General features: G+C 59.6%; 13 protein-coding genes. 2 read left to right on the top strand and 11 right to left on the bottom strand.

All coding sequences use genetic code 11. The features are described from left to right. Positions 1-58: 58 nt before the first annotated feature. The gene (gene recA / locus BMZ36_RS11360) at positions 59-1,108 is read left to right on the top strand and encodes a recombinase RecA (RefSeq protein WP_091196404.1); all 1,050 of its coding nucleotides are present in this window, start codon (positions 59-61) and stop codon (positions 1,106-1,108) included. Continuing rightward, complete coding sequence (gene recX, locus BMZ36_RS11355; protein WP_091196399.1) at positions 1,089-1,544, top strand: recombination regulator RecX; 456 nt, start codon at positions 1,089-1,091, stop codon at positions 1,542-1,544. The genes recA and recX overlap by 20 nt, the downstream gene beginning before the upstream one ends. A gap of 471 nt (positions 1,545-2,015) precedes the next feature. Here recX and BMZ36_RS11350 read toward each other — a convergent pair whose 3' ends face one another. The 11 genes from BMZ36_RS11350 to BMZ36_RS11300 form a co-directional block, all read right to left on the bottom strand. Further along, positions 2,016-3,362, bottom strand: a complete 1,347-nt coding sequence (locus BMZ36_RS11350) for a sigma-54-dependent transcriptional regulator (RefSeq protein WP_091196396.1) — start codon at positions 3,360-3,362, stop codon at positions 2,016-2,018. Next, a complete protein-coding gene (locus BMZ36_RS11345; RefSeq protein WP_218142714.1) occupies positions 3,346-5,271 on the bottom strand; it encodes a sensor histidine kinase in 1,926 nt (641 codons plus the stop codon). The genes BMZ36_RS11350 and BMZ36_RS11345 overlap by 17 nt, the downstream gene beginning before the upstream one ends. Before the next feature lie 265 nt (positions 5,272-5,536). Then, on the bottom strand, positions 5,537-6,709 hold the full coding sequence (gene hydE / locus BMZ36_RS11340; protein WP_218142713.1) for a [FeFe] hydrogenase H-cluster radical SAM maturase HydE: 1,173 nt from the start codon (positions 6,707-6,709) through the stop codon (positions 5,537-5,539). Next, positions 6,706-7,947, bottom strand: coding sequence for a [FeFe] hydrogenase H-cluster maturation GTPase HydF (gene hydF / locus BMZ36_RS11335; RefSeq protein WP_091196390.1), 1,242 nt, complete (start codon positions 7,945-7,947; stop codon positions 6,706-6,708). Before hydF ends, hydE begins: the two co-directional genes overlap by 4 nt. A 2-nt stretch (positions 7,948-7,949) precedes the next feature. Then, positions 7,950-9,368 (bottom strand): aspartate ammonia-lyase, encoded by a 1,419-nt coding sequence (locus tag BMZ36_RS11330; protein ID WP_091196385.1) that lies wholly within the window; start codon positions 9,366-9,368, stop codon positions 7,950-7,952. 128 nt (positions 9,369-9,496) lie between these two features. Then, positions 9,497-10,894: a [FeFe] hydrogenase H-cluster radical SAM maturase HydG gene (gene hydG / locus BMZ36_RS11325; protein ID WP_091196481.1), complete on the bottom strand. Its 1,398-nt coding sequence runs from the start codon at positions 10,892-10,894 to the stop codon at positions 9,497-9,499. A gap of 198 nt (positions 10,895-11,092) precedes the next feature. After that, positions 11,093-12,895 carry a 2Fe-2S iron-sulfur cluster binding domain-containing protein gene (locus tag BMZ36_RS11320; protein WP_091196382.1) on the bottom strand — a complete coding sequence of 601 codons (1,803 nt, stop codon included), beginning with the start codon at positions 12,893-12,895 and terminating at the stop codon, positions 11,093-11,095. A gap of 6 nt (positions 12,896-12,901) precedes the next feature. Then, positions 12,902-14,896: an FAD-dependent oxidoreductase gene (locus BMZ36_RS11315; protein ID WP_091196378.1), complete on the bottom strand. Its 1,995-nt coding sequence runs from the start codon at positions 14,894-14,896 to the stop codon at positions 12,902-12,904. A 119-nt stretch (positions 14,897-15,015) separates the two neighbouring features. Continuing rightward, positions 15,016-16,734, bottom strand: coding sequence for an NAD-dependent malic enzyme (locus BMZ36_RS11310; RefSeq protein WP_091196374.1), 1,719 nt, complete (start codon positions 16,732-16,734; stop codon positions 15,016-15,018). Between the two features lie 247 nt (positions 16,735-16,981). After that, positions 16,982-18,349, bottom strand: coding sequence for a 2-hydroxycarboxylate transporter family protein (locus BMZ36_RS11305; RefSeq protein WP_091196370.1), 1,368 nt, complete (start codon positions 18,347-18,349; stop codon positions 16,982-16,984). 462 nt (positions 18,350-18,811) lie between these two features. Then, the gene (locus BMZ36_RS11300; RefSeq protein ID WP_091196366.1) at positions 18,812-19,993 is read right to left on the bottom strand and encodes an acetyl-CoA C-acetyltransferase; all 1,182 of its coding nucleotides are present in this window, start codon (positions 19,991-19,993) and stop codon (positions 18,812-18,814) included. Between the last annotated feature and the right edge of the window lie 4 nt (positions 19,994-19,997).

Raw genomic sequence — 19,997 nt, 5'->3', positions numbered from 1 at the left:
CAGAACGATTGTTCTATACTCGGCATTATTCATCACCACTGCCCGGAATTTGACAACCATGGATGAAAACAAGAGCAAGGCCCTGGCGGCTGCACTGGCCCAGATCGAACGGCAATTCGGCAAGGGCGCCATCATGAAGATGGGCGAAGCCCAGATCGAAAACGACCTGCAAGTGGTTTCCACCGGTTCGCTCGGCCTTGACCTCGGGCTTGGCGTCGGCGGCCTGCCGCGCGGGCGCGTGGTGGAAATCTTCGGCCCGGAATCTTCCGGCAAGACCACACTCTGCCTGCATGTCGTGGCCCAGATCCAGAAGGCCGGTGGCGTCGCCGCCTATATCGACGCCGAAAACGCGCTCGACCCGATCTATGCACAGAAACTCGGTGTCAATGTTTCAGAGATGCTGATTTCCCAACCCGACACTGGCGAACAGGGTCTGGAAATCGCCGACATGCTGGTGCGCTCCGGTGGCGTTGACCTGATCGTCATCGACTCGGTCGCAGCACTGACGCCGAAGGCCGAAATCGAAGGTGAAATGGGCGACCAGCTCCCCGGCCTGCAGGCCCGCCTGATGAGCCAGGCGCTACGCAAGCTCACCGCCAACATCAAACGCACCAACACGCTGGTCATCTTCATCAACCAGTTGCGCATGAAGATCGGCGCCATGATGCCCGGCCAGAGCCCGGAAACCACCACCGGCGGCAATGCGCTCAAGTTCTACGCCTCCGTGCGCCTCGACATCCGCCGCATCGGCGCAGTCAAGAAAGGCGAGGAAATCATCGGCAACCAGACCAAGGTCAAGATCGCCAAGAACAAGGTCGCCCCGCCGTTCCGCGTCGTCACCTTCGACATTCTCTACGGCGAAGGCATCTCGCACGAAGGCGAACTCATCGAACATGGCGTCGCGCAGAAGATCATCGAAAAATCCGGTGCCTGGTACGCCTACAACGGCGGCAAGATCGGTCAGGGCATGGAAAATTCCCGCCAGTACCTGAAAGACAACCCGGAAGTCGCCGCCGAGATCGAACAGAAGATCCGTGCCAAGGTCGGCATCTCCGCCGTGCCGATCGAATCCGGCGGATCGCTGGCCGATGACGACGCCGAAGCCTGATCTTCGCACCCGCGCCCTGCAGTTCCTTGCCCGCCGCGATCATGCGCGGGCGGAACTGCAGCAGAAACTGCAACCCCATGCCGAGTCGGCAGAAGAAATCGAAGCGCTGCTGAATGATTTTGCCGCGCGCGGCTGGCTCTCGGATAGCCGCTTCGCCGAACAGTGGACCCACCAGCGCGGAACGCGCTACGGTTCGCTGCGCCTCAAACAGGAACTGCGCATGAAAGGCGTGGGCGACGAAACCATCGCCACCGCCCTCGAAGAAATCGCCGAAAGCGAAGAAGACCGGGCGCGCGCTGTCTGGCAAAAGAAATTCGGTTCACCGGCCACCACGCCCAATGAACGCGCCAAACAGGCGCGTTTTCTGGCTGCACGCGGCTTTCCGCTCGATATTGTCTACAGAATCATTTCCGGCGGCGAAGAGCCGTACGAATAGAGCCTGCTCACGACCGTGAGCCTCAATCTCTTACCACAGAGACACAGCGCATAGGTCGGATAAGCCGTAGGCGCCATCCGACGCATAAACCACAACCGTCGGAAGGCGCTTCGCTTTTCCGACCCGCTCGCCTTCGCCGCCCTTCGCGGATTACATCCGCTCCCACATATCCTCGCCATGGCAGACGACTTTTTTATCCCCTCAGCCAGCGCCGAGGAAGCGGAGCGAGACCCGGGCTCGCGACCGACCGAGGGCAGCCCGGAGGGCCGCAAGGCGGGGTCGCCTTCTTTTGTTTTCTTTTCTTGGCGAAGCAAGAAAAGAAACTCGCCCGCCGGGGCGAACTCCCGGCATCAAGCACGACGCGCCACAGGCGCTTAAATAGAATCAAGCCGCTCATGCCTCGACAAACTCAGCACGAACAGCTTGTTTTTTACTTGTACTCTCTGTGCCTCTGAGGTTAAGCAGGGGCTTTTAGCGCAGTGCGTCCTGCCCGACCAGATTCAGCTTCTTCATCTTGTCGTGCAGCGTCGTCTTGGGAATCTGCAACGCCTGGCTGGCCTGGGTAAGGTTGCCGCCGTGACGGCGCAAGGCATCCACGATCAGTGAGCGCTCGAAGGCCTCGACGGCCTGCGGCAAAGCCAGCGGCGCCACGCCCGCGCCATCGCAGAAAGGCGGAAATCCTGCCTCGATCCCGAGCACGCAACGATCCGCTACGTTGCGCAATTCACGCACGTTGCCAGGCCACGGGTGCGACATCAACTGGCGCATTTTGGCCGGGCCGATTTCCGGCGCCGGTCGCCCGTGGTTGGCGCTCGCCTGCATCAGGAAGTGCTCGAACAGCAGGGGAATGTCCTCTCGCCGACCGCGCAACGGCGGCAGCAAAACCGTAGCCACGCTCAAACGATAATAAAGGTCCGCGCGGAAGCGGCCGGCATCGGACATGGCCAGCAAGTCTTCCTTGGTCGCAGCAACGATTCGGCAATCCACCGGAATCGGCGCATTGCCCCCCAAACGCTCAAGGGTGCGCTCCTGCAGTACGCGCAAGAGTTTGACCTGAACCGAAATCGGCATGCTCTCGATCTCGTCGAGAAACAGCGTTCCGCCGTTGGCATACTCGATCTTGCCGATGCGACGTTTGTTGGCGCCGGTAAACGCGCCGGCCTCGTGACCGAAAAGCTCGCTTTCGACCAGTGTTTCCGGCAAGCCACCGCAGTTGATCGCGACGAAGTTGCCGTCCCGCCGCGCACTGGCATCGTGCAGGCAGCGCGCAACCAGTTCCTTGCCGGTACCGGTTTCGCCGAAAATCAGGAGAGAGGCATTGGTGTCCGCCAGTTCGCTGACCATGCGCCGCACATGCTCCATGCTGTGCGACATGCCGATGATGCGCGCATCGAGCGGCCCTTTGCTTTTGAGCTGTGCCCTCAGCGCACGGATCTCCAGTACCAGCGTGCGTTTGTCAAGCGCACGGCGCGCCACTTCCACCAGGAATTCGGGGGAAAAGGGTTTCTCGATAAAATCGTAGGCGCCCGATTTCATGGCCTGCACTGCAACCGAAACATCGCCATGTCCGGTAATCAGGATAACGGGCAATTCGGGATCGATCTCTTGCAGCTCCTTGAGCAGGCTAATGCCATCCTTACCCGGCAGGCGGATGTCGCTGATCACGACAGCAGGGCACTCGGAGCGGACCAGCTTGAGCGCCTGCTCGGCGGACGAAACGCCCTCCGTGGCAATTCCTTCAAGCTGCAAAGCCTGCTCACATCCCAACAATACATTCGAGTCGTCTTCAACGATGAGCACTCTAAGCTGGCGCGGCATTTCTCTCACTTTCTTTGGAAATCGGAATCGTCAATGCGAATATGGCTCCGCCGTCAGGGGCATTCCAGGCAGTCAATTCCCCACCAAAGTCCCGGACGATCCCGGCAGAGATGGGCAAGCCCAATCCCAATCCTACTCCAGGAGCCTTGGTAGTAAAAAACGGTTCGAACAAATGGGCCAGGATTTCTTCGCTCAAACCCGGGCCATGATCGCGCACCTGCAACCTGGCCATGCCTTCGCTCTCGCTCGCTTGCAGTTCAATGCGCGGTTCGGCCGCATGCTCCATCGCGTCGATCGCATTGCCGATCAGATTGACCAGTACCTGCTCCAGCCGGTTCGGATCGCACCAGACCCGCAGCTCTTTTTCCGGAAAATCGATCTTCACACTCACCCGGCCCCGCAGCAGCCTTTGTTCCTGCAGGAAGAGCGCATTGTCCACGGATCTGCTCAATACCACCAGACGCGCCTCACCCGAAGACTTGCGCGCAAACCCCTTGAGCTGTCCCGTCATCAACCCCATGCGCTCGACCAGCGGGCCGATCCGCGCCAGATTGGAGCTGGCCATCTCGACATTGCCCCGCGCCAGAAACTTGACGGCATTTCCGGAAAGCGTACTCAAGGCAGCAAGCGGCTGGTTCAATTCATGTGCAAGCCCGGCAGACAGCTGGCCGATAACCGCCAGCTTGCTGGCCTGAACCAAACCATCCTGCGCTTCGCGCAGAACCTGCTCGGCCCGGCTTCTTTCTTCGACCTCCTGCTGCAACCTGGTATTGGCGGCAGAAAGATCCGCAGTCCGCTCGACAACCTTGCGTTCCAGTTCGTCATTGGCGCGCTGCAAGGCTTCACGCGCCTGCAGGATTTCACGCATATGCCTTTGGCGCCACATGAACACAAGTCCCATGCCCAGCATCAGGGCCGTGATCAGCACCGCAAGCGTGGCACGGATCTTGGCCTGGTCGTCCGCCTTTTTCAGATCGGAAAACACCGTCAGATGCCACGGTGTTCCGCTCATCATCCGAGTCTGCGTCAAGAACAAGCCATCGGTAGAGAAAAGGTGGTTGGCATCGTTCCGCCCGACAGCAGGAAGGCTCACGATACTGCTGCCGTCATTGAGCACCCGGCGCACCTTCATACCCAAGGGGGCAAGTGCATAGCCGTTGTATTGCTGGGAAACGATGATCTGGTGCCGCGTCGCCTCGTCCAGGGGCTTGAGCGTGGCATATTTCCACGCAGGCACAGACGAGAGCACGACAACGCCATGCCCCTCGGAAAGAAGCGCCGGCGATTCGGCGGATGACCAGGACTTTTCCAGCTGTTCCAGGCTGACCTTGACCACCGCAGTGCCGATAATCCGGCTCCCGTCGTGAACCGCCGTCGAAAGGAAATAACCAGGCTCATTGTTGGTCGTGCCGATGCCGTAAAAGCGCTCGACACGATCAATGCCCACATTCTGATAATACGGGCGGTACGAAAGATCGCGGCCGACAAAGCTGTCCTTGCGGTTCCAGTTGCTCGAAGCCACGACTGTTCCTGAGTTATCGAGCAGGAAGAGCGCAAGCGATCCGACTCGCCGGTTGAGCCTTTCCAGAAACCGGTTGGATCTCAACTTCAATTCAGGGTTTTTCGTATCCGCCAGGTATTCCTTGAGCTGGGCATCGAGCCCGACCACGTAGGGGAAATTGGCATACTTGTCGATCTCACGCTCAAGACTGCTGGCATAGGTTTCCAAGCGGTAATGGGCCTGGCTTTGAATCTCCTCCAGCATGTCTTCGAAGGTCAGGCGGTAGACATGCCAGCCGCTGGCAGCCGTCAACAGCAGCGCCAACACAGATAAGACGCTGATACGCACCTGGCGTATCCAGTCGGGTCTGGAAGGGGAATCTCGCCCTGAATTCGGTGCAGTTTGCACTCCCGCCTCCTGAAAACTGAAACACACGGCCGAACAAATCGGAAGACCGTCTGCGGCGGGCATAGTTCCTCGCGAAGCACGCAAGATCGCGATCAACAAACAAAAACGCCGTTGTCCCTTCGAAGCGCATATTGCAACCAGGCAGATTCGGGGAAACGGCGATTATTTGGAGCCGGCAGATAATCTTGCCGGATTAAAACAATATTGCACTTACACTGTCAATATCAGTAGTCAGTCACGCAGGTTTGCATGCCTGACTACCAGATCAGCCAGCTTGGCGCTTGAAATAATGAGCGGAATCTCCCCACTGGTTGCGCAACACCCGTCGACCGACCGAATGAATCCGCCCCTCCAGGCAGGTCGCGCACTGTTCGGCGTTGTCGTCGAGGCATGGCTTACCGTCGTAGAGTGTGTACATGCGGCGCACGCGCGGCGGCGTGACCTGCGGCATGATCACGTTGGCACCGAAACGCAAACCCTGTTCGCGCCCGTCTTCCTGCAAGGCTTGCAAGGCCGTGGTGGCGGCGATGTTGACATCGCGCAGCAGCAGGCGGGTCGCGGCAATCATCTTGAGCGCGAGCTGCATGCGGGTTTCGGTATCCGGGAACGCCGGATTGCCCGGCAGCAAGGCTTGCTCGTGGGGGATGTACGGCCCCATGCCGATCATGTCCACGCCCAAGTCGCGGAAAAACAGCACATCATTCACCAGATCGTCGAGCGTCTGGCCCGGCAAACCGATCATGACCCCGGTTCCCACCTGGTAGCCCAGCTCCTTCAGGCTTTTCAGACAGGCCACGCGCGCGGCATGGCTCTGCTCGGCGGGATGCAGCGCGGCGAACAGTGCCGGGGAGGAGCTTTCCATGCGCAGCAGATAGCGATGAGCGCCCGCCTCGTACCATTCGGCATAGGTTTCGGGCGATTGCTCGCCCAAGCACAGCGTCATGCCCACGCCATCGGGCAACTCGGCCGTACGGGTTTCCTGCTTGATCGCCTTGATTGCCTCCGTCACCAGCTTGGTGAACTTGGCATCGCGGCGCTCACCCGATTGCAGCACCACCGAACCGTAACCTTTCTGCCCGCACCACTTGGCCGTTTCAACAATCTCGTCGAGTTCCAGCGTGTACCGGTCCACCGCACGATTGCTGCGGCGGATACCGCAGTAGTAGCAATCGGATACGCAACGGTTGGAGAACTCGATCAGGCCGCGCAGGCGCACCGTGTCGCCGCAATGTTCGAGCAGCGTCCGCTCAGCAGCGGCGCGGATCACTTCAAGCTCCTCGGCCTCGGTCGTGGCCAGAATCCGGTGCAGCATGGCGCGGTCGGGTATTTCCTTCGCCAGTCGGTCCGCGAGTTCCTGCGCGTTGGCGCTCAGCGCCACAGATTCGTTCTGCCGTTTTGGCGATTTCATCCACTCGATTTTCACTGCCTGGGTGGTCATGCTTTCTCTCCTGCCGCGGCGCGGCGATAGGCTTGCTGCGCTGCGGGGAAACATTCGAGCGTGCGGTCGAGCACGCCCTGGACAACGGAAATGGCCATGCCGTAATTGGTCATCGGCACGCCCTGGCGTTCGGCGCGATACTGGCGAACCAGCATCTGCTTGCGCGTGGCGGTGCAACCGCCGCACTGGACGACCAGCGCATACGGCGTCAGGTCTTCCGGGAAATCCTTGCCGGCGCGCACGTCGACTTCCAGATTGCCGCCGGCGAACTGGCGCAACCAGCGCGGAATCTTCACGCGCCCGATGTCGTCGGCCAGCGAATGGTGCGAGCAGGTTTCGGCGATCAGAACCCGGTCGCCCGGTTGCAGACGCGAAATGGCCCCTGCCCCTTCGGCGAGCTTGAGCATGTCGCCCTTGAAACGCGACATCAGGATCGAGAACGTCGTCATGCGCACGTCGGGCGGCGTATCGGCAGCTACCTTGAGCACTACCTGCGAATCGCAGACCACGAGTTTGGGTTTGTTTTTCAGTTGCTCAAGCGCGTTGGAAAGCTCGCGCTCCTTGACGATCATGCTCACGGCATCGCTGTCGAGGATGTCGCGCATGGTCTGCACTTGGGGCAGGATCAGTCGGCCCTTGGGCGCGCCGAGGTCGATCGGCACCACCAGCACCACCATGTCGCCGGGGCCGATCAGGTCGCCGATCAGGCGTGCGTCTTCGATTCCGCCTTCCGGTGCCTGGCGGAACAGCGCCTCCTTGACCGCGCCGATGCCCGACAGTTGCGCCGCCGAGATCGTGACCACCTCCAGCCCGTCGCGCTTGAACGCCTGCACCGCATCGGGAGCAGGCGTGACGAGATCGGATTTGTTGAACACGACGACAAACGGCGTGCCTTTTTCGCGCAGCGTGGCGATCAGGTCCGTTTCAAACGATCCCAGCCCCTCCGCTCCGACGACCACGATGCCAAGGTCCACGCGCTCCAGCACTTCGCGGGTCTTCTTTACGCGCATCTCGCCGAGCACGCCCTCGTCGTCGAGGCCCGCCGTATCGATAAACACCACCGCGCCGAGCGGCGAGAGTTCAAACGTTTTTTCCACCGGGTCGGTGGTGGTTCCGGGCTGGTCGGAAACGATCGACACCGATTGGCCGATCAGCGCATTCATCAGCGTCGATTTGCCGCTATTGCGGCGCCCGAAGATACCGATGTGCAGCCGCAAGCCCTTGGGCGTATCCAGCATGTTCAATCCTTCACATTCAATTTCGGCAGGGATTCCCTGCGGTAACCCAAAGCGGTCATGGCATCCGCCGACAACAAGCGATCCAGCACTTGCTCGGCAAGCAACCCTCGCGCCAGCACCACGTTGCGGACCGTCTGCCCCGTCTGCTGGGCTTCTTTCGCCACGTCGGCTGCCAGTTCGTAGCCCAGAGCCGGCACCAGCGCGGTCACCAGGGCATGGGAGCCTTCCAGCAGTTCGTTGCAGCGCTCCGCGTTGGCCTCAATGCCTTCGATGCAGCGCTCGCGGAAAATGTCGCAGGCCCGTTCCAGCAAGCCGAGATTCCCGAGCAGCGCATGCGCCACCAGCGGCAGGAAAGCGTTGAGCTCAAGCTGGCCGGACTGCGCGGCGAGCGTCACGGCCATGTCCTGACTCATGACCTGCAGCGCAGACTGCCCCACGGCCTCGCAGATCACCGGATTGACCTTGCCCGGCATCACGCTGGAACCCACCTGCATCGCCGGCAAGCGCAGTTCGCCAATACCCGCGTGCGGGCCGGAAGCCAGCAGGCGCAAGTCGGAGGAAATCTTGAACAGGTTGACCGCATGCGCCTTGAGGATGCCTGAGACCTCGACAAACACGTCGGCGTTCTGCGTGGCATCGACGAGGTTTTCCGCGCGCGACAACCCGAGGCGAGTGACTTCGCGCAGCTTGTCGGTCACCTGGAAAATGTAGTCGCGCGGCGCAGTCAGCCCGGTTCCGATTGCGGTGCCACCGAGGTTGACGACGCGCAGCCGCTCCTCGCACTTGAACACACGCCAGCGGTCGCGTCCCAGCGCTTCGGCCCAAGCCGAAAACTCGGCGCCTACGGTCATCGGGCAGGCGTCCTGCAACTGCGTGCGCCCGACCTTCACGATGTTGGCAAACGCCTGCTCCTTGGCCTGGAAAGCCGTCTGCAAGGCAGCAATGGCCTTTTCCAGTCGGCGTAGTCCTTCGATGGCGGCAATCTTCAGCGCAGTCGGGAAAACATCGTTGGTCGACTGGTGCAGGTTAACGTGGTGCAGCGGATGAACGAGACGGTACTCGCCACGCTGTCCGCCGAGAATTTCCTCGGCCCGGTTTGCCAGCACCTCGTTGACGTTCATGTTGAGCGAAGTGCCCGCCCCGCCCTGCAGGGCATCGACGACAACCTCGCCTGTCAGCGCGCCATTGGCGAGTTCACCGCATGCCTGAGCGATGGCATTGGCCAGCGCCGCATCGAGAAAACCCAATTCGGCATTGGTCCGCGCACAGGCAAGTTTGACCTGTGCCATGCCCCGGATCAATCCGGGCGAACAGGGCTGGCCGGAGAGCGGGAAATTAGCCAGGGCGCGTGCCGTATGAATGCCATACAGCGCGCGCTCCGGCACCTGGAATTCACCCAGGGAATCCGATTCGATACGCATTGTTTTGCTCCGTCATCCTTCACGCCATTCCACGTCCGGATCATTTGTGACACGAAGACGAGCCGCAGACAGTACAAGTAGTACGGCAAGGCGAAGTCGACACAGTCACAGATGATCCGGGGGTGGAATCAGCAGAACACGTCCCGCTTGCCGGAGCGAATCTTGATCAGCATCTTCTCCGAAGACTTGCGCGCCTTCTCGCCCATGCAGTCCAGTTCCTTGTTGATAGCCTGTTCGCCGGTTGCGCGCGCGGTGTCGGACGCAAAATCGAGCAGGTATTCCTGGAACGTGGTCACGGCGTTCGGGTCGCACTTCAGCTTGATCAGGCCAGGCTTGGCCAGATCCATGAAGTCCTGACCGGTACGGCCCAGTCGGTAGCAGGCGGTGCAGAACGAGGGAATGAAGCCCATGCTCGCGAGTTCGGCGACGACTTCTTCCAGCGAGCGGTGATCGCCCAACTGGAACTGGCCTGCCTCCGTTTCGCCTTCGCTGTAGCCGCCCGGATTGGTACGGCTGCCCGCGGAAATTTGCGAGACGCCCAAGGCGTAGCATTCGCGGCGGATCGCGGCGGATTCGCGCGTCGAGAGGATGATGCCGGTATACGGCACGGCCAAGCGCAGGATGGCGATGATTTTCTTGAAATCGTCGTCCGACACCGGCGCGGACGGCGCAAGCGAGTAGGCCGAACCATCGGCAGGCTCCATGCGCGGCACGCTGATGGTGTGGCAGCCCACGCCGAATTTGTCTTCCAGATGCCTGATGTGCTGCATCAGGCTCAGAATTTCAAAACGCCAGTCGTGCAGGCCAAACAGGATACCCATGCCGACATCGTCAATGCCAGCTTCCATGGCGCGATCCAATGCCGAGGCGCGCCAGTCGAAATCACGCTTCTTGCCGCTGAGGTGGACAGACGCATAGGTGTCGCGATGATAGGTTTCCTGGAACAACTGGAACGTCCCGATGCCGGCTTCCTTGAGCAGGCGGAATTCGTCAACGTGCAACGGAGCAAGGTTGACGTTGACGCGACGGATATTGCCGACCTTTTCAGTCACTTCATAGATCGAAGCAATCGCATCAAGAACATACTGGAAGCCGCCGCGCGAAGCGGCATAGCCTTCGCCGGCCACCATCAGCAGACGTTTATGGCCCTGCTCGATCAATTCGGAGGTATCGCGCTTGATGGCTTCCATATCAAGCGCAGTCCGCTTCAGGCTCTTGTTGGAGCTGCTGAAAGCGCAATAACTGCACTCGTTGCCGCAGACATTGGAAATATACAGCGGAGCAAACAGCACCATGCGGTGGCCGTAGATCTGCTCCTTGACGTAGCGCGCCGTATCGAACAACGCTTCGGTCAATTCTGGCGAGGAGATATGGCACAGGGTCGCCACTTCCTCCATGTTCAAGCCTTTCAGCTCGCGTGATTTTTGCAGGATTTCGCGAATCCTGCCTTCATCATCCGAGGCGGAATGAAGCACATTCTCAACTTCAGCCGCCACCAGCCAGTCATTTACTTGGTAATCCGTCATTTTCGTGCTCCATTCCATGGCAATGTCTCTCATGTTTACTGTCCCATTCGAGTACTTGCCGCAAGCTGATCAAGACACTTCGGGCCATGCCGCGAGGATAACACACCCTTTTGACACGGCCCGGAGCATCATTTTCCCCCGCCCCATGAGCGAGGGGGATCCGGATACAGCCCGGAATCCGGGCTGTCCAGAAAGCTACTACTTGTCTCCGCCCTGCTCATGCAACTCGTGCCAGGCCTGCTCCATGTCCGCCGGAACACCGAACGGACGCGAGCAGTACTCGGTGTGCAGCAGATCGTGCGACTTGTGGGAGTACGGTGCCTCCAGATAGTCGGCGTACAACTTCTGCACTTGCGTGTTGTTGTGCGACTGGCGGGCCTTGGTCTGACGGTCCACGTTGAAGAGCGTTTCACGACGCTTCATCGCCAGCGGGATGTAGGCCTTCTTGGAACGCAGCGTACCGCCGCCATCGACGCAACCGCCCGGGCAGGCCATGACTTCGATGAAGTCGAAATCCACCTTGCCGGCCTTCACGGCTTCGACGATATCCCGCGTGCCCTTGAGACCATGACACAAAGCTACCTTGATCTCGCCGAACTCGCCGCCCAGGTTGATGTTGGCCGTGCGCACATTGTCGAAACCGCGCAACTGCGAAATTTCGACGTGCTCCAGCTCCTTGCCGTTGATCACGTAGTACAGGGTACGGGCAGCCGCTTCCATCACGCCACCGGTGGTGCCGAAGATGGCGCCAGCGCCCGTATACTCGCTCATGTGCGGATCGTCGTAAGCCGAAGGCTGGATTTCCTTGAGGTCGATACCCTCGCGGCGCAGCAGGCGAGCGAATTCACGTACCGTCAGCACGACGTCGACATCCGGCACGCCGTTCTTGCCGAGAACCGGACGCGCGGCCTCTTCTTTCTTGGCGGTACACGGCATGATCGAGACCACGCGCATCTTCTTCGGATCAATGTTGCGCTTTTCCGCCAGGTAGGTCTTGGCCAGCGATCCCAGCACGGCTTGCGGCGAACGGGTCGACGACAGCATCGGCAGGATTTCCGGGTAGTGCTTCTCGGCGAAGTTGATCCAGGCCGGGCAGCAGGAGGTGAAGGTCGGACGCTTCTTCTCCTTCAGGTGCCCCAGCAACTCGGTACCCTCTTCCATGATGACCACGTCAGCAGCGAAGTTGGTATCGAGAATGATGTCGGCACCGATCTTGCGCAGCGCGGCAATGATCTGGCCTTCGACGTTGGTGCCGGTCGGCATGCCGAATTCTTCGCCGAAGCCAACACGCACCGCCGGCGCCATCTGGAATACCGTGGTGATTTCCGGATCGGCCAGGAAGTTCAAGACCTCGTCAGTCTGATCGCGTTCTGCCAGCGCACCTGTCGGGCACACCATGACGCATTGGCCGCAAGTGATACAGGGAGAAGCATCGACTGAACCGCCCTTGAGGCGTACGCCCGCGGTGCTGCCCCAGCCGGTCATTTCCAGTGCATCGACGTTCTGCACCTTGCGGCAGACGGCCACGCAGCGCTGGCAGCGGATACAGCGGCTGCGGTCATACACGATCGGCTGCTTGCCGTGATCCGGCTCCAGGTCTTCCCAGCCTTGCGTGTAGTGGAAGCGAACCTGCTTGAGGCCGACCGAATTGGCGACCGGCAGCAGTTCGCAATTCCCCACGCGCGGGCAGGAAGCGCAATCCTGATGGTGATCCGCCATGGTCATTTCCATCTGCAGCCGGCGCATCTCCATCACTTGCGGGGTGCGGGTCTGTACTTTCAAGCCATCCGCCATGGGGGTGTCGCAGGCCGTGACGTACTGCGGCTCGGTGGAATCGCCCTGCTGGACTTCGACCAGACATACACGGCAGGTGCCCGGTGCATGGTCGATGTCGTGCAGCTCGCAGAGCGTGGGGATGTATACCCCGTTTTTCCGGGCCACATCGAGGATGGTTTCATTGGGCTCGAATGCGAGCTCTTTACCGTTGATATAGGCTTTCATGGACTTTTACCCTGCAATGGTGGATGTTTTTTGGCCCGGCTTGAGCGACTTTTCGGTGACGACCGAATAGAGGCGGTAGCAGCGCAGGCAGCGCGTGGCTTCTTCGTAAGCGACTTCCTTCGAAATCACGCCATCCACTTCGTCAAACGTCTTGATCCGCTCGATGGCATCGAGCTCAGGCACGCGGGCGCGTTCCTTGCGAACCGGCTGGGTCTGCAGGCATTCGCCGGAGAACAGCTTGTTCTTGGCCAGCAGGTTCTGCATGCGGCGTTGCGGCGTGATGTGGGCCGAGCCGTCCAGCAGGTAGTCGCGGATCGCATAAGCGGCGCGCTCGCCATGATCCAGGGCGTTGACCAGCGTCAACGGGCCCAGTACGCAGTCGCCGCCGGCGAATACGCCCTTGCGCGAGGTTTCCAGCGTGTCCGGGTTGACGGTGATGCAGTGCCAGCGGTCGCGCTCGATGCCTTCTTCGGCCTTGAGGGTGTCCTGTTCAACCACCTGACCGATGGCGGCAATCACCAGATCGCACTTGAGCACATGCTCGGAGCCCGGTACGGCTTCGACGTTGCGGCGGCCCTTGGCGTCCTTTTCGGTCTGGCGCATTTCCAGCAATTCCACACCGACCACCTTGCCGTTTTCGACAACGAGGCTCGACGGGTTGGTCAGACAGTGGAAGATGATGCCTTCGTGCTCGGAGGCAACGATTTCTTCGTGGTCGGCCGGCATGTCGTCGATGGTGCGACGATAGATCAGGTGCACGGACTTGGCGCCCATGCGCTTGGCGGAGCGTACGCAGTCCATGGCCACGTTGCCGCCGCCGACGACAACGACGTCGCCCTTGACTTCGAACGGCTCGCCGTATTCGACGTGCTTGTGGACCTTGAGCAGGAAGTCGACGCCGGAATCGTAGCCGTCGAGGCTCGGGTCTTCGTTCTTGACACCGAGCAGCGAGCCCTTGTGGGCGCCGTAGCCGAGGAAGACGGCATCGTAACCCTTGGCGAACAGATCATCGACCGTGAAGTCACGGCCAAGTTTCTGTTCATAGAAGAAGTTGCCACCCTGTTCGCGGATCAGGTCTTCGGTTTCGGCCTTGAGCACGTCCTTGGGCAAGCGATAGCTGGGAATGCCAACCGAGGCCATGCCGCCGGAGGCTTTGTGCATGTCGTACACGTCGACTTGAATGCCGGCTTGCAGCAGCTTGTAGGCGCAGGTGATGCCGGCCGGGCCGGCGCCGATGACGGCGACGCGCTGCTTGTGTTGCACCAGGCTCTTCTTGAGGTGCAAGCGGTTGTTGAGCAACGCCTGGTCGGCGGCATAGCGCTTGAGCATGCGGATGCCGACGGCGGAGCCTTCAGCTTGGGTACGACGGCATGCAGCTTCGCACAGACGCACGCAGACACGACCGCAGGACGCAGCCATGGAGTACTTGTCCATGACGACGCCGAGCGCGTAGTCGAACTTGCCACCCTTGACGCCGTCGATGTACTTGGGTACGTCGATCTTGGACGGGCAGGCTTCAACGCACGGTGCGGTGGTGTAGACGAAGCTGTGCTGTTCGGCGGTGCCGGCGCCGGCCTTGAATTCGTCGCGGAAGTGCTTCAGCGCGTCGCCCAGACTCTTGGCGCAGGATTGCCCCAGACCGCACAGCGAGGAGCTGGTGGTTTGCTCGGCCAGTACGGCCAAATCGTTCAGGCAGGCTTCCCTGGCGGTACCATTGGCATAGGCTGCCAGCAGGTCGCGCATGCGTTGAGTGCCCACGCGGCACGGCGTGCAACGGCCGCAGGATTCCTTGGCGGCTTGCGCCATGTACTGGCTGAAGGCTTCAACCAGGTTCGTGTCACGATCAAAAATCAGGAAACCGCGGTCGGCGATGAACGCCTTCGTCGCGTTGTCCGGAGCAAAGCCCTCCAGGCCCGCCACCAGCGCTTCCTGTTCACCAGCTTGGGTCTGACGGTAATCGTGTACCTTGCCGTCCCAGACCCCATAGATCAAATTTGCCATTTAATTCCCCCTAAAACCCCGTATTACACAATTCGTCAGTAGCGGTGTCCCAAGAAAAGGTGGGCGCAGAGGAAACCCACTCTGCGCCCTGTCTTGCTACACCGATCTAACGCCAGCTATCAAGCGTAGTCAGGCTTATCAACAGCAGGCACGTATTGCTTGTACTCGGGTTCCCAAATCGCGGCCTTGATCTTTTCTTCGATCTGGGCATCGGTCAGGTTCTCGGTCAGACCTTCGGCGCGAGCCTGCTTGGCCGTTGCAATTGCCACCTGATAAGAGACCTTGCGCATGTCGGCAAGTTCCGGCAGCAGCTTGCCATTCGGGTTGCTGATCGCCGGCGACATGGCTGCAACCGCCTTGGAGGCTGCGATGAACATGGTGTCGGTGATGCGGCGGGCGCGTACAGCAATCGCGGCCAGACCTACGCCCGGGAACACGTAGGAGTTGTTGCACTGGGCGAAGTAGTGGGTCTTGCCCTTGTACTCGAACGGCTCGAACGGGCTGCCGGTACCGACGATGGCGTTGCCGTCGGTCCACTGGATGATGTCGGACGGCTGGGCTTCCACGCAGGAGGTCGGGTTGGACATCGGGAAGATGATCGGGCGGGCAGTGTGCTTGGCCATTTCACGGATGATGTCTTCCGTGAAGGAGCCGGCCACACCGGACACGCCTACCAGTACGGTCGGCTTGGCATTGCGAATGACGTCGAGCAGGCTGACGGTGCCGGCCTTGTCGAGTTGCCAGTTTTCCTTTTCCGGGCGCTTGCTGTCCTGGCAGTACGGCTTCTGGAAGGCTTCCAGGTTGCCGGTCTGCTCGGTCACCATGCCGTGACGACCGACGATGTAGAAGCGGCTGCGAGCCTCTTCTTCGGACAGGCCTTCCTGCACCATGGTGCACTTGATCAGGTCGGCAATACCGATACCGGCGGAGCCGCCACCCAGAATCGCAACGCGTTGATCTTTCAGCGGCACGCCGGTCAGGTTGATGGCGGCCATGAGGGCGCCCACGGCGATGGAGGCAGTGCCTTGCACGTCGTCGTTGAAGGTACACAGACGATCGCGATATTTTTCCAGCAGACGGCTGGCGTTGTTCTTGTGGAAGTCTTCCCACTGCAGCAGCACATTCGGCCAGCGCTTCATGACGGCGACCACGAAAGCTTCGATAAAGTCGTCATATTCCTGACCGCGAACGCGTTCGTGCTTCCAGCCCAGATACAGCGGATCGGCTTGGCGCTCTTCGTTGTTGGTGCCGGTGTCAAGGGTGATGGCCAGTGTGGTTTCCGGTGCAATCCCGCCGCAGCCGGTGTAGATGGCCAGCTTGCCGATAGGAATGCCCATGCCGCCAGCGCCTTGGTCGCCCAGACCCAGGATACGTTCGCCATCGGTCACGACGATACATTCGATGTTGTCGAAGCGCGGGTTGGCGAAGATTTCGTCGAACTTGTCTTTTTGCTCGGCAGTGATGAACAGGCCGCGCGGACGACGGAACAGGTGGCTGAACTGCTGGCAGCCGGCGCCCACGGTCGGGGTGTAGATCATCGGCAGGATGCCGTACAGATCTTGTGCGATCACAGCGTAGTGCAGGGTTTCGTTGGTGTCTTGCAGGTCGCGCAGGTAAACGTAGCGGTCGAGCTGGGTCGGCAGAGCCTTCAGCGTTTCGACGCAGCGGGCCACCTGGTCTTGCAGGGTTTCAATCTTCGGGGGCAGCAGGCCGTTCAGGGCGAATGCATCGCGCTCTTCCTGAGTGAAAGCGGTACCCTTGTTCAGAATCGGGTTTTCCAGCAATTCATAACCGGATACGCCAGCCGGAATTTCAACAGTATTAACTGCCTTGGTCATTTCAAACCTCTCTCTTTTCCATGGTTGATTAAAGTTGCCTTCTTGCTGCTTTTACCCTCGACGCCCACTACCAGTCGAGCGAACCGCCCTACCAATACCAAACGACGGGGGCTTTACCTGATGCTTTTGAATTCCAGCCCTCAAAAACTTTCCCACCACGGACTTCGCCTACCCCGAGAAGGACTTCACCGCTCGATGTCGTTGAAATCCGTGGCAGAAAGTTTTCGATCAAATCAAGGATTCAACCTCAATTGAACATCTTGATCGAGAACACGGCGAACACGATCATCGATGCGCCACCGATACGGGTGGAGATCTGGGCGAACGGCATCAGGCCCATACGATCGCAAGCGGACAGAATCGCCACGTCGCCGGTACCACCCAGACCACTGTGGCAAGCCGTCACAATGGCGGATTCAACCGGGTACATATTCAGGTACTTGGCGACGAACCAACCCGAAGACACCATCGTCAGCACTGCAATGCCACAGATGCAGAAATAGCCGAAGGTAAAGGCACTGATCAGGTCATGCCAAGGCACATACAGCACGCCCAGACCGGCCAGCAGCGGGAATGTCAGGTTGGAAGACACGAACTTGTACATCTGATAAGCGCCCTGCTCCATGCGAGCCGGAACGATCTGCAGAACCTTGGCTGCTGCTGCGCCCAGAATCATCAGAATCGGACCAGGGATACCGACATACGGGGACAGGATGCGGCCCAAGATCCAGAAGCTGCAAGCCAGCAACATGCCACAGCCCATAAGCTGCAGATCGATCGGCTTGTCAGTGCTCATTTCCTTCAGCAGCTCGTTGTCATCACCGGAGCGCACCAGCAAGCCCTTGCCGCTGTGCTGCTCATGCTTGTCACCGAGGCGCTTGAGCGAAGCGGCCGAGATAATCGCAACCACGTTACCGATCAAGGCGGCCGGGATCATCAGCGCAATCAGTTCGCCCTGAGTCTTGCCAAGGATACCCATTTCCGCATAGGCCATGGACAAGGGCAGAATGCCTTCACCCACACCGCCACCCATGATCGGAATCAGGATGAAGAAGAAGGTGTGATACGGGCTATAGCCGAACAACAGCCCCATACCAATACCCGCGACAGTTGCGCAAATGGTACCGATCATCAGGGGCACGAACATCCGCATAAAGCCCTGCACCAGCACCTTGCGGTTCATCCCCAGCAAACTACCGGCCACCAGGCACGAAATGTAGAAGTACAGGAAGTTGGAGGTCTTCATGATGGCGACCGTGGCATTCTTCATCGCCGGGTTGAACACCCCATAAGCCAGCAGCGCCGACGGCACGAACAGCGCCATGATGGCCGGTCCGCCAATATTTTTGAGCACCGGGATCTTGCCGCCAATGTGGCCCAGCAACCAGCCAAACACAATGATCAGGGCAAAGCCACCAATCATGTCTGCCGGCAAAGCGGAAGACAGCTTGCCAGTACCATGATCCTTGATTTGAACATACGCCGAGGCGATGACAACAAAGGCAAGAATCAAATATACCGGCAGCGGCATCGCACCGATCTTGTAGTTCACAAATTTGTCAAACAGACTCGCCGACTCTGGCAGCTTTTCTTCTTCAACCGTTGAGTGACCCATACTAACTTCTCCTCGTAAGCGCCCGACATGCACCGGGCTAAAGTGGAACAGGCAACTACTATTTCAGCGGGGTTGCCAGCCTTGCCATTCAAGCCAAGCCAGCAAGCGCGTTGAAATACGCACCCCTGCAACGACTTCCGAACCACCCCCTTGTTAGGGAGCTTTCAGATCCACCTCCTGCCACGATTTCTGCCGCAACAGGAAAAATGTAGTTAGATTCATCGCGCTACATATTAAGCACGACCCGTGCCAGAACATAAAAAACACGCATCATATTGATTTAAATGTAATTAACTTATTCAACACCCAACAGACCATCCAGCCTTCCGGATATGCCGCATCTTTTTCATCCGAAAATCCGAACGTTCAATTACGTAAATTTCACCAATCCTTTCCAGCTCAGTAAATAAAACCAATAAAAAACGGCCGGGATTTCCCGGCCGTTCACTACTCAACGCGGACTCAGTTGCGCTCCACCAGCAACGCCACCCCCATCCCTCCACCGATACACAGTGTAGCCAAGCCCTTCTTGGCATCGCGACGCACCATTTCATGCAACAGCGTTACCAGCACGCGACAACCGGACGCGCCGATCGGGTGACCGATCGCAATAGCACCGCCATTGACGTTGACCTTGTCCCAGTCCCACTTCAACTCGCGCGCCACGCCCAATGCCTGGGCAGCAAAAGCTTCGTTGGCCTCGATCAGGTCCACGTCTGCCAATTGCCATCCAGCGCGAGCCAGGGCTTTTTGCGTAGCAGGTACCGGCCCCATGCCCATGATGGACGGATCCACGCCAGCGGAAGCCGCTGCCTTCACCGTCGCCATCGGCTTGAGCCCCAGGGCTTTAGCCTTTTCCGCCGTCATCAGCATGACTGCCGCGGCACTGTCGTTGATGCCGGAGGCATTGCCGGCTGTAACCGTACCTTCCTTGTCAAAAGCGGGGCGCAGCTTGGCCAAGCCTTCTGCCGAGGCATCCGTCTTGATGTACTCATCCGTATCAAATGCCAACGGATCGCCCTTCTTCTGGGGAATCATCACGGGCACGATTTCATCTTTGAACTTGCCAGCAGCGCGGGCTGCCGCCGCCTTTTGCTGGGAAGCCAGCGCCAGATCATCCTGTTCCTGGCGGGTAATGCCATATTTCTTGGCAATGTTCTCTGCCGTCACACCCATGTGATATTTGCTGTACACATCGGTCAGTCCGTCATAGACCATGCTGTCCACCAGCGTGGCATTGCCCATGCGGAACCCGTCACGGCTACCGCTCAGGACGTGCGGGGACAGGCTCATGTTTTCCTGCCCGCCAGCAATGACAATCTCGCTTTCACCGGACAGGATGGCCTGCATACCCAGCGCCACGGCCTTCAGGCCGGAACCACAGACCTGATTGATGGTCAGCGCCGGTGTTTCATCCGGCAAGCCGGCCTTGCGCAATGACTGACGCGCAGGGTTTTGCCCCAGACCAGCGGTCAGCACATTGCCCATAATCACTTCACTCACAGCTTCTGGCGCCACGCCTGTTTTTTCCAGCAGCGCCTTGATGACAGTCGCCCCCAACTCGGGAGCAGGCACCTTGGCCAGGGAACCACCAAAACTACCGACAGCAGTACGGCAAGCAGCAACAATTACAATTTCCTTCATGGTG

Origin of the sequence: Formivibrio citricus, from assembly GCF_900115065.1 — a bacterium.
Lineage (GTDB): Bacteria > Pseudomonadota > Gammaproteobacteria > Burkholderiales > Chitinibacteraceae > Formivibrio > Formivibrio citricus.
Note: the sequence above shows the minus strand (reverse complement) of the source record. Positions and strands in the feature narration are given on the sequence as shown.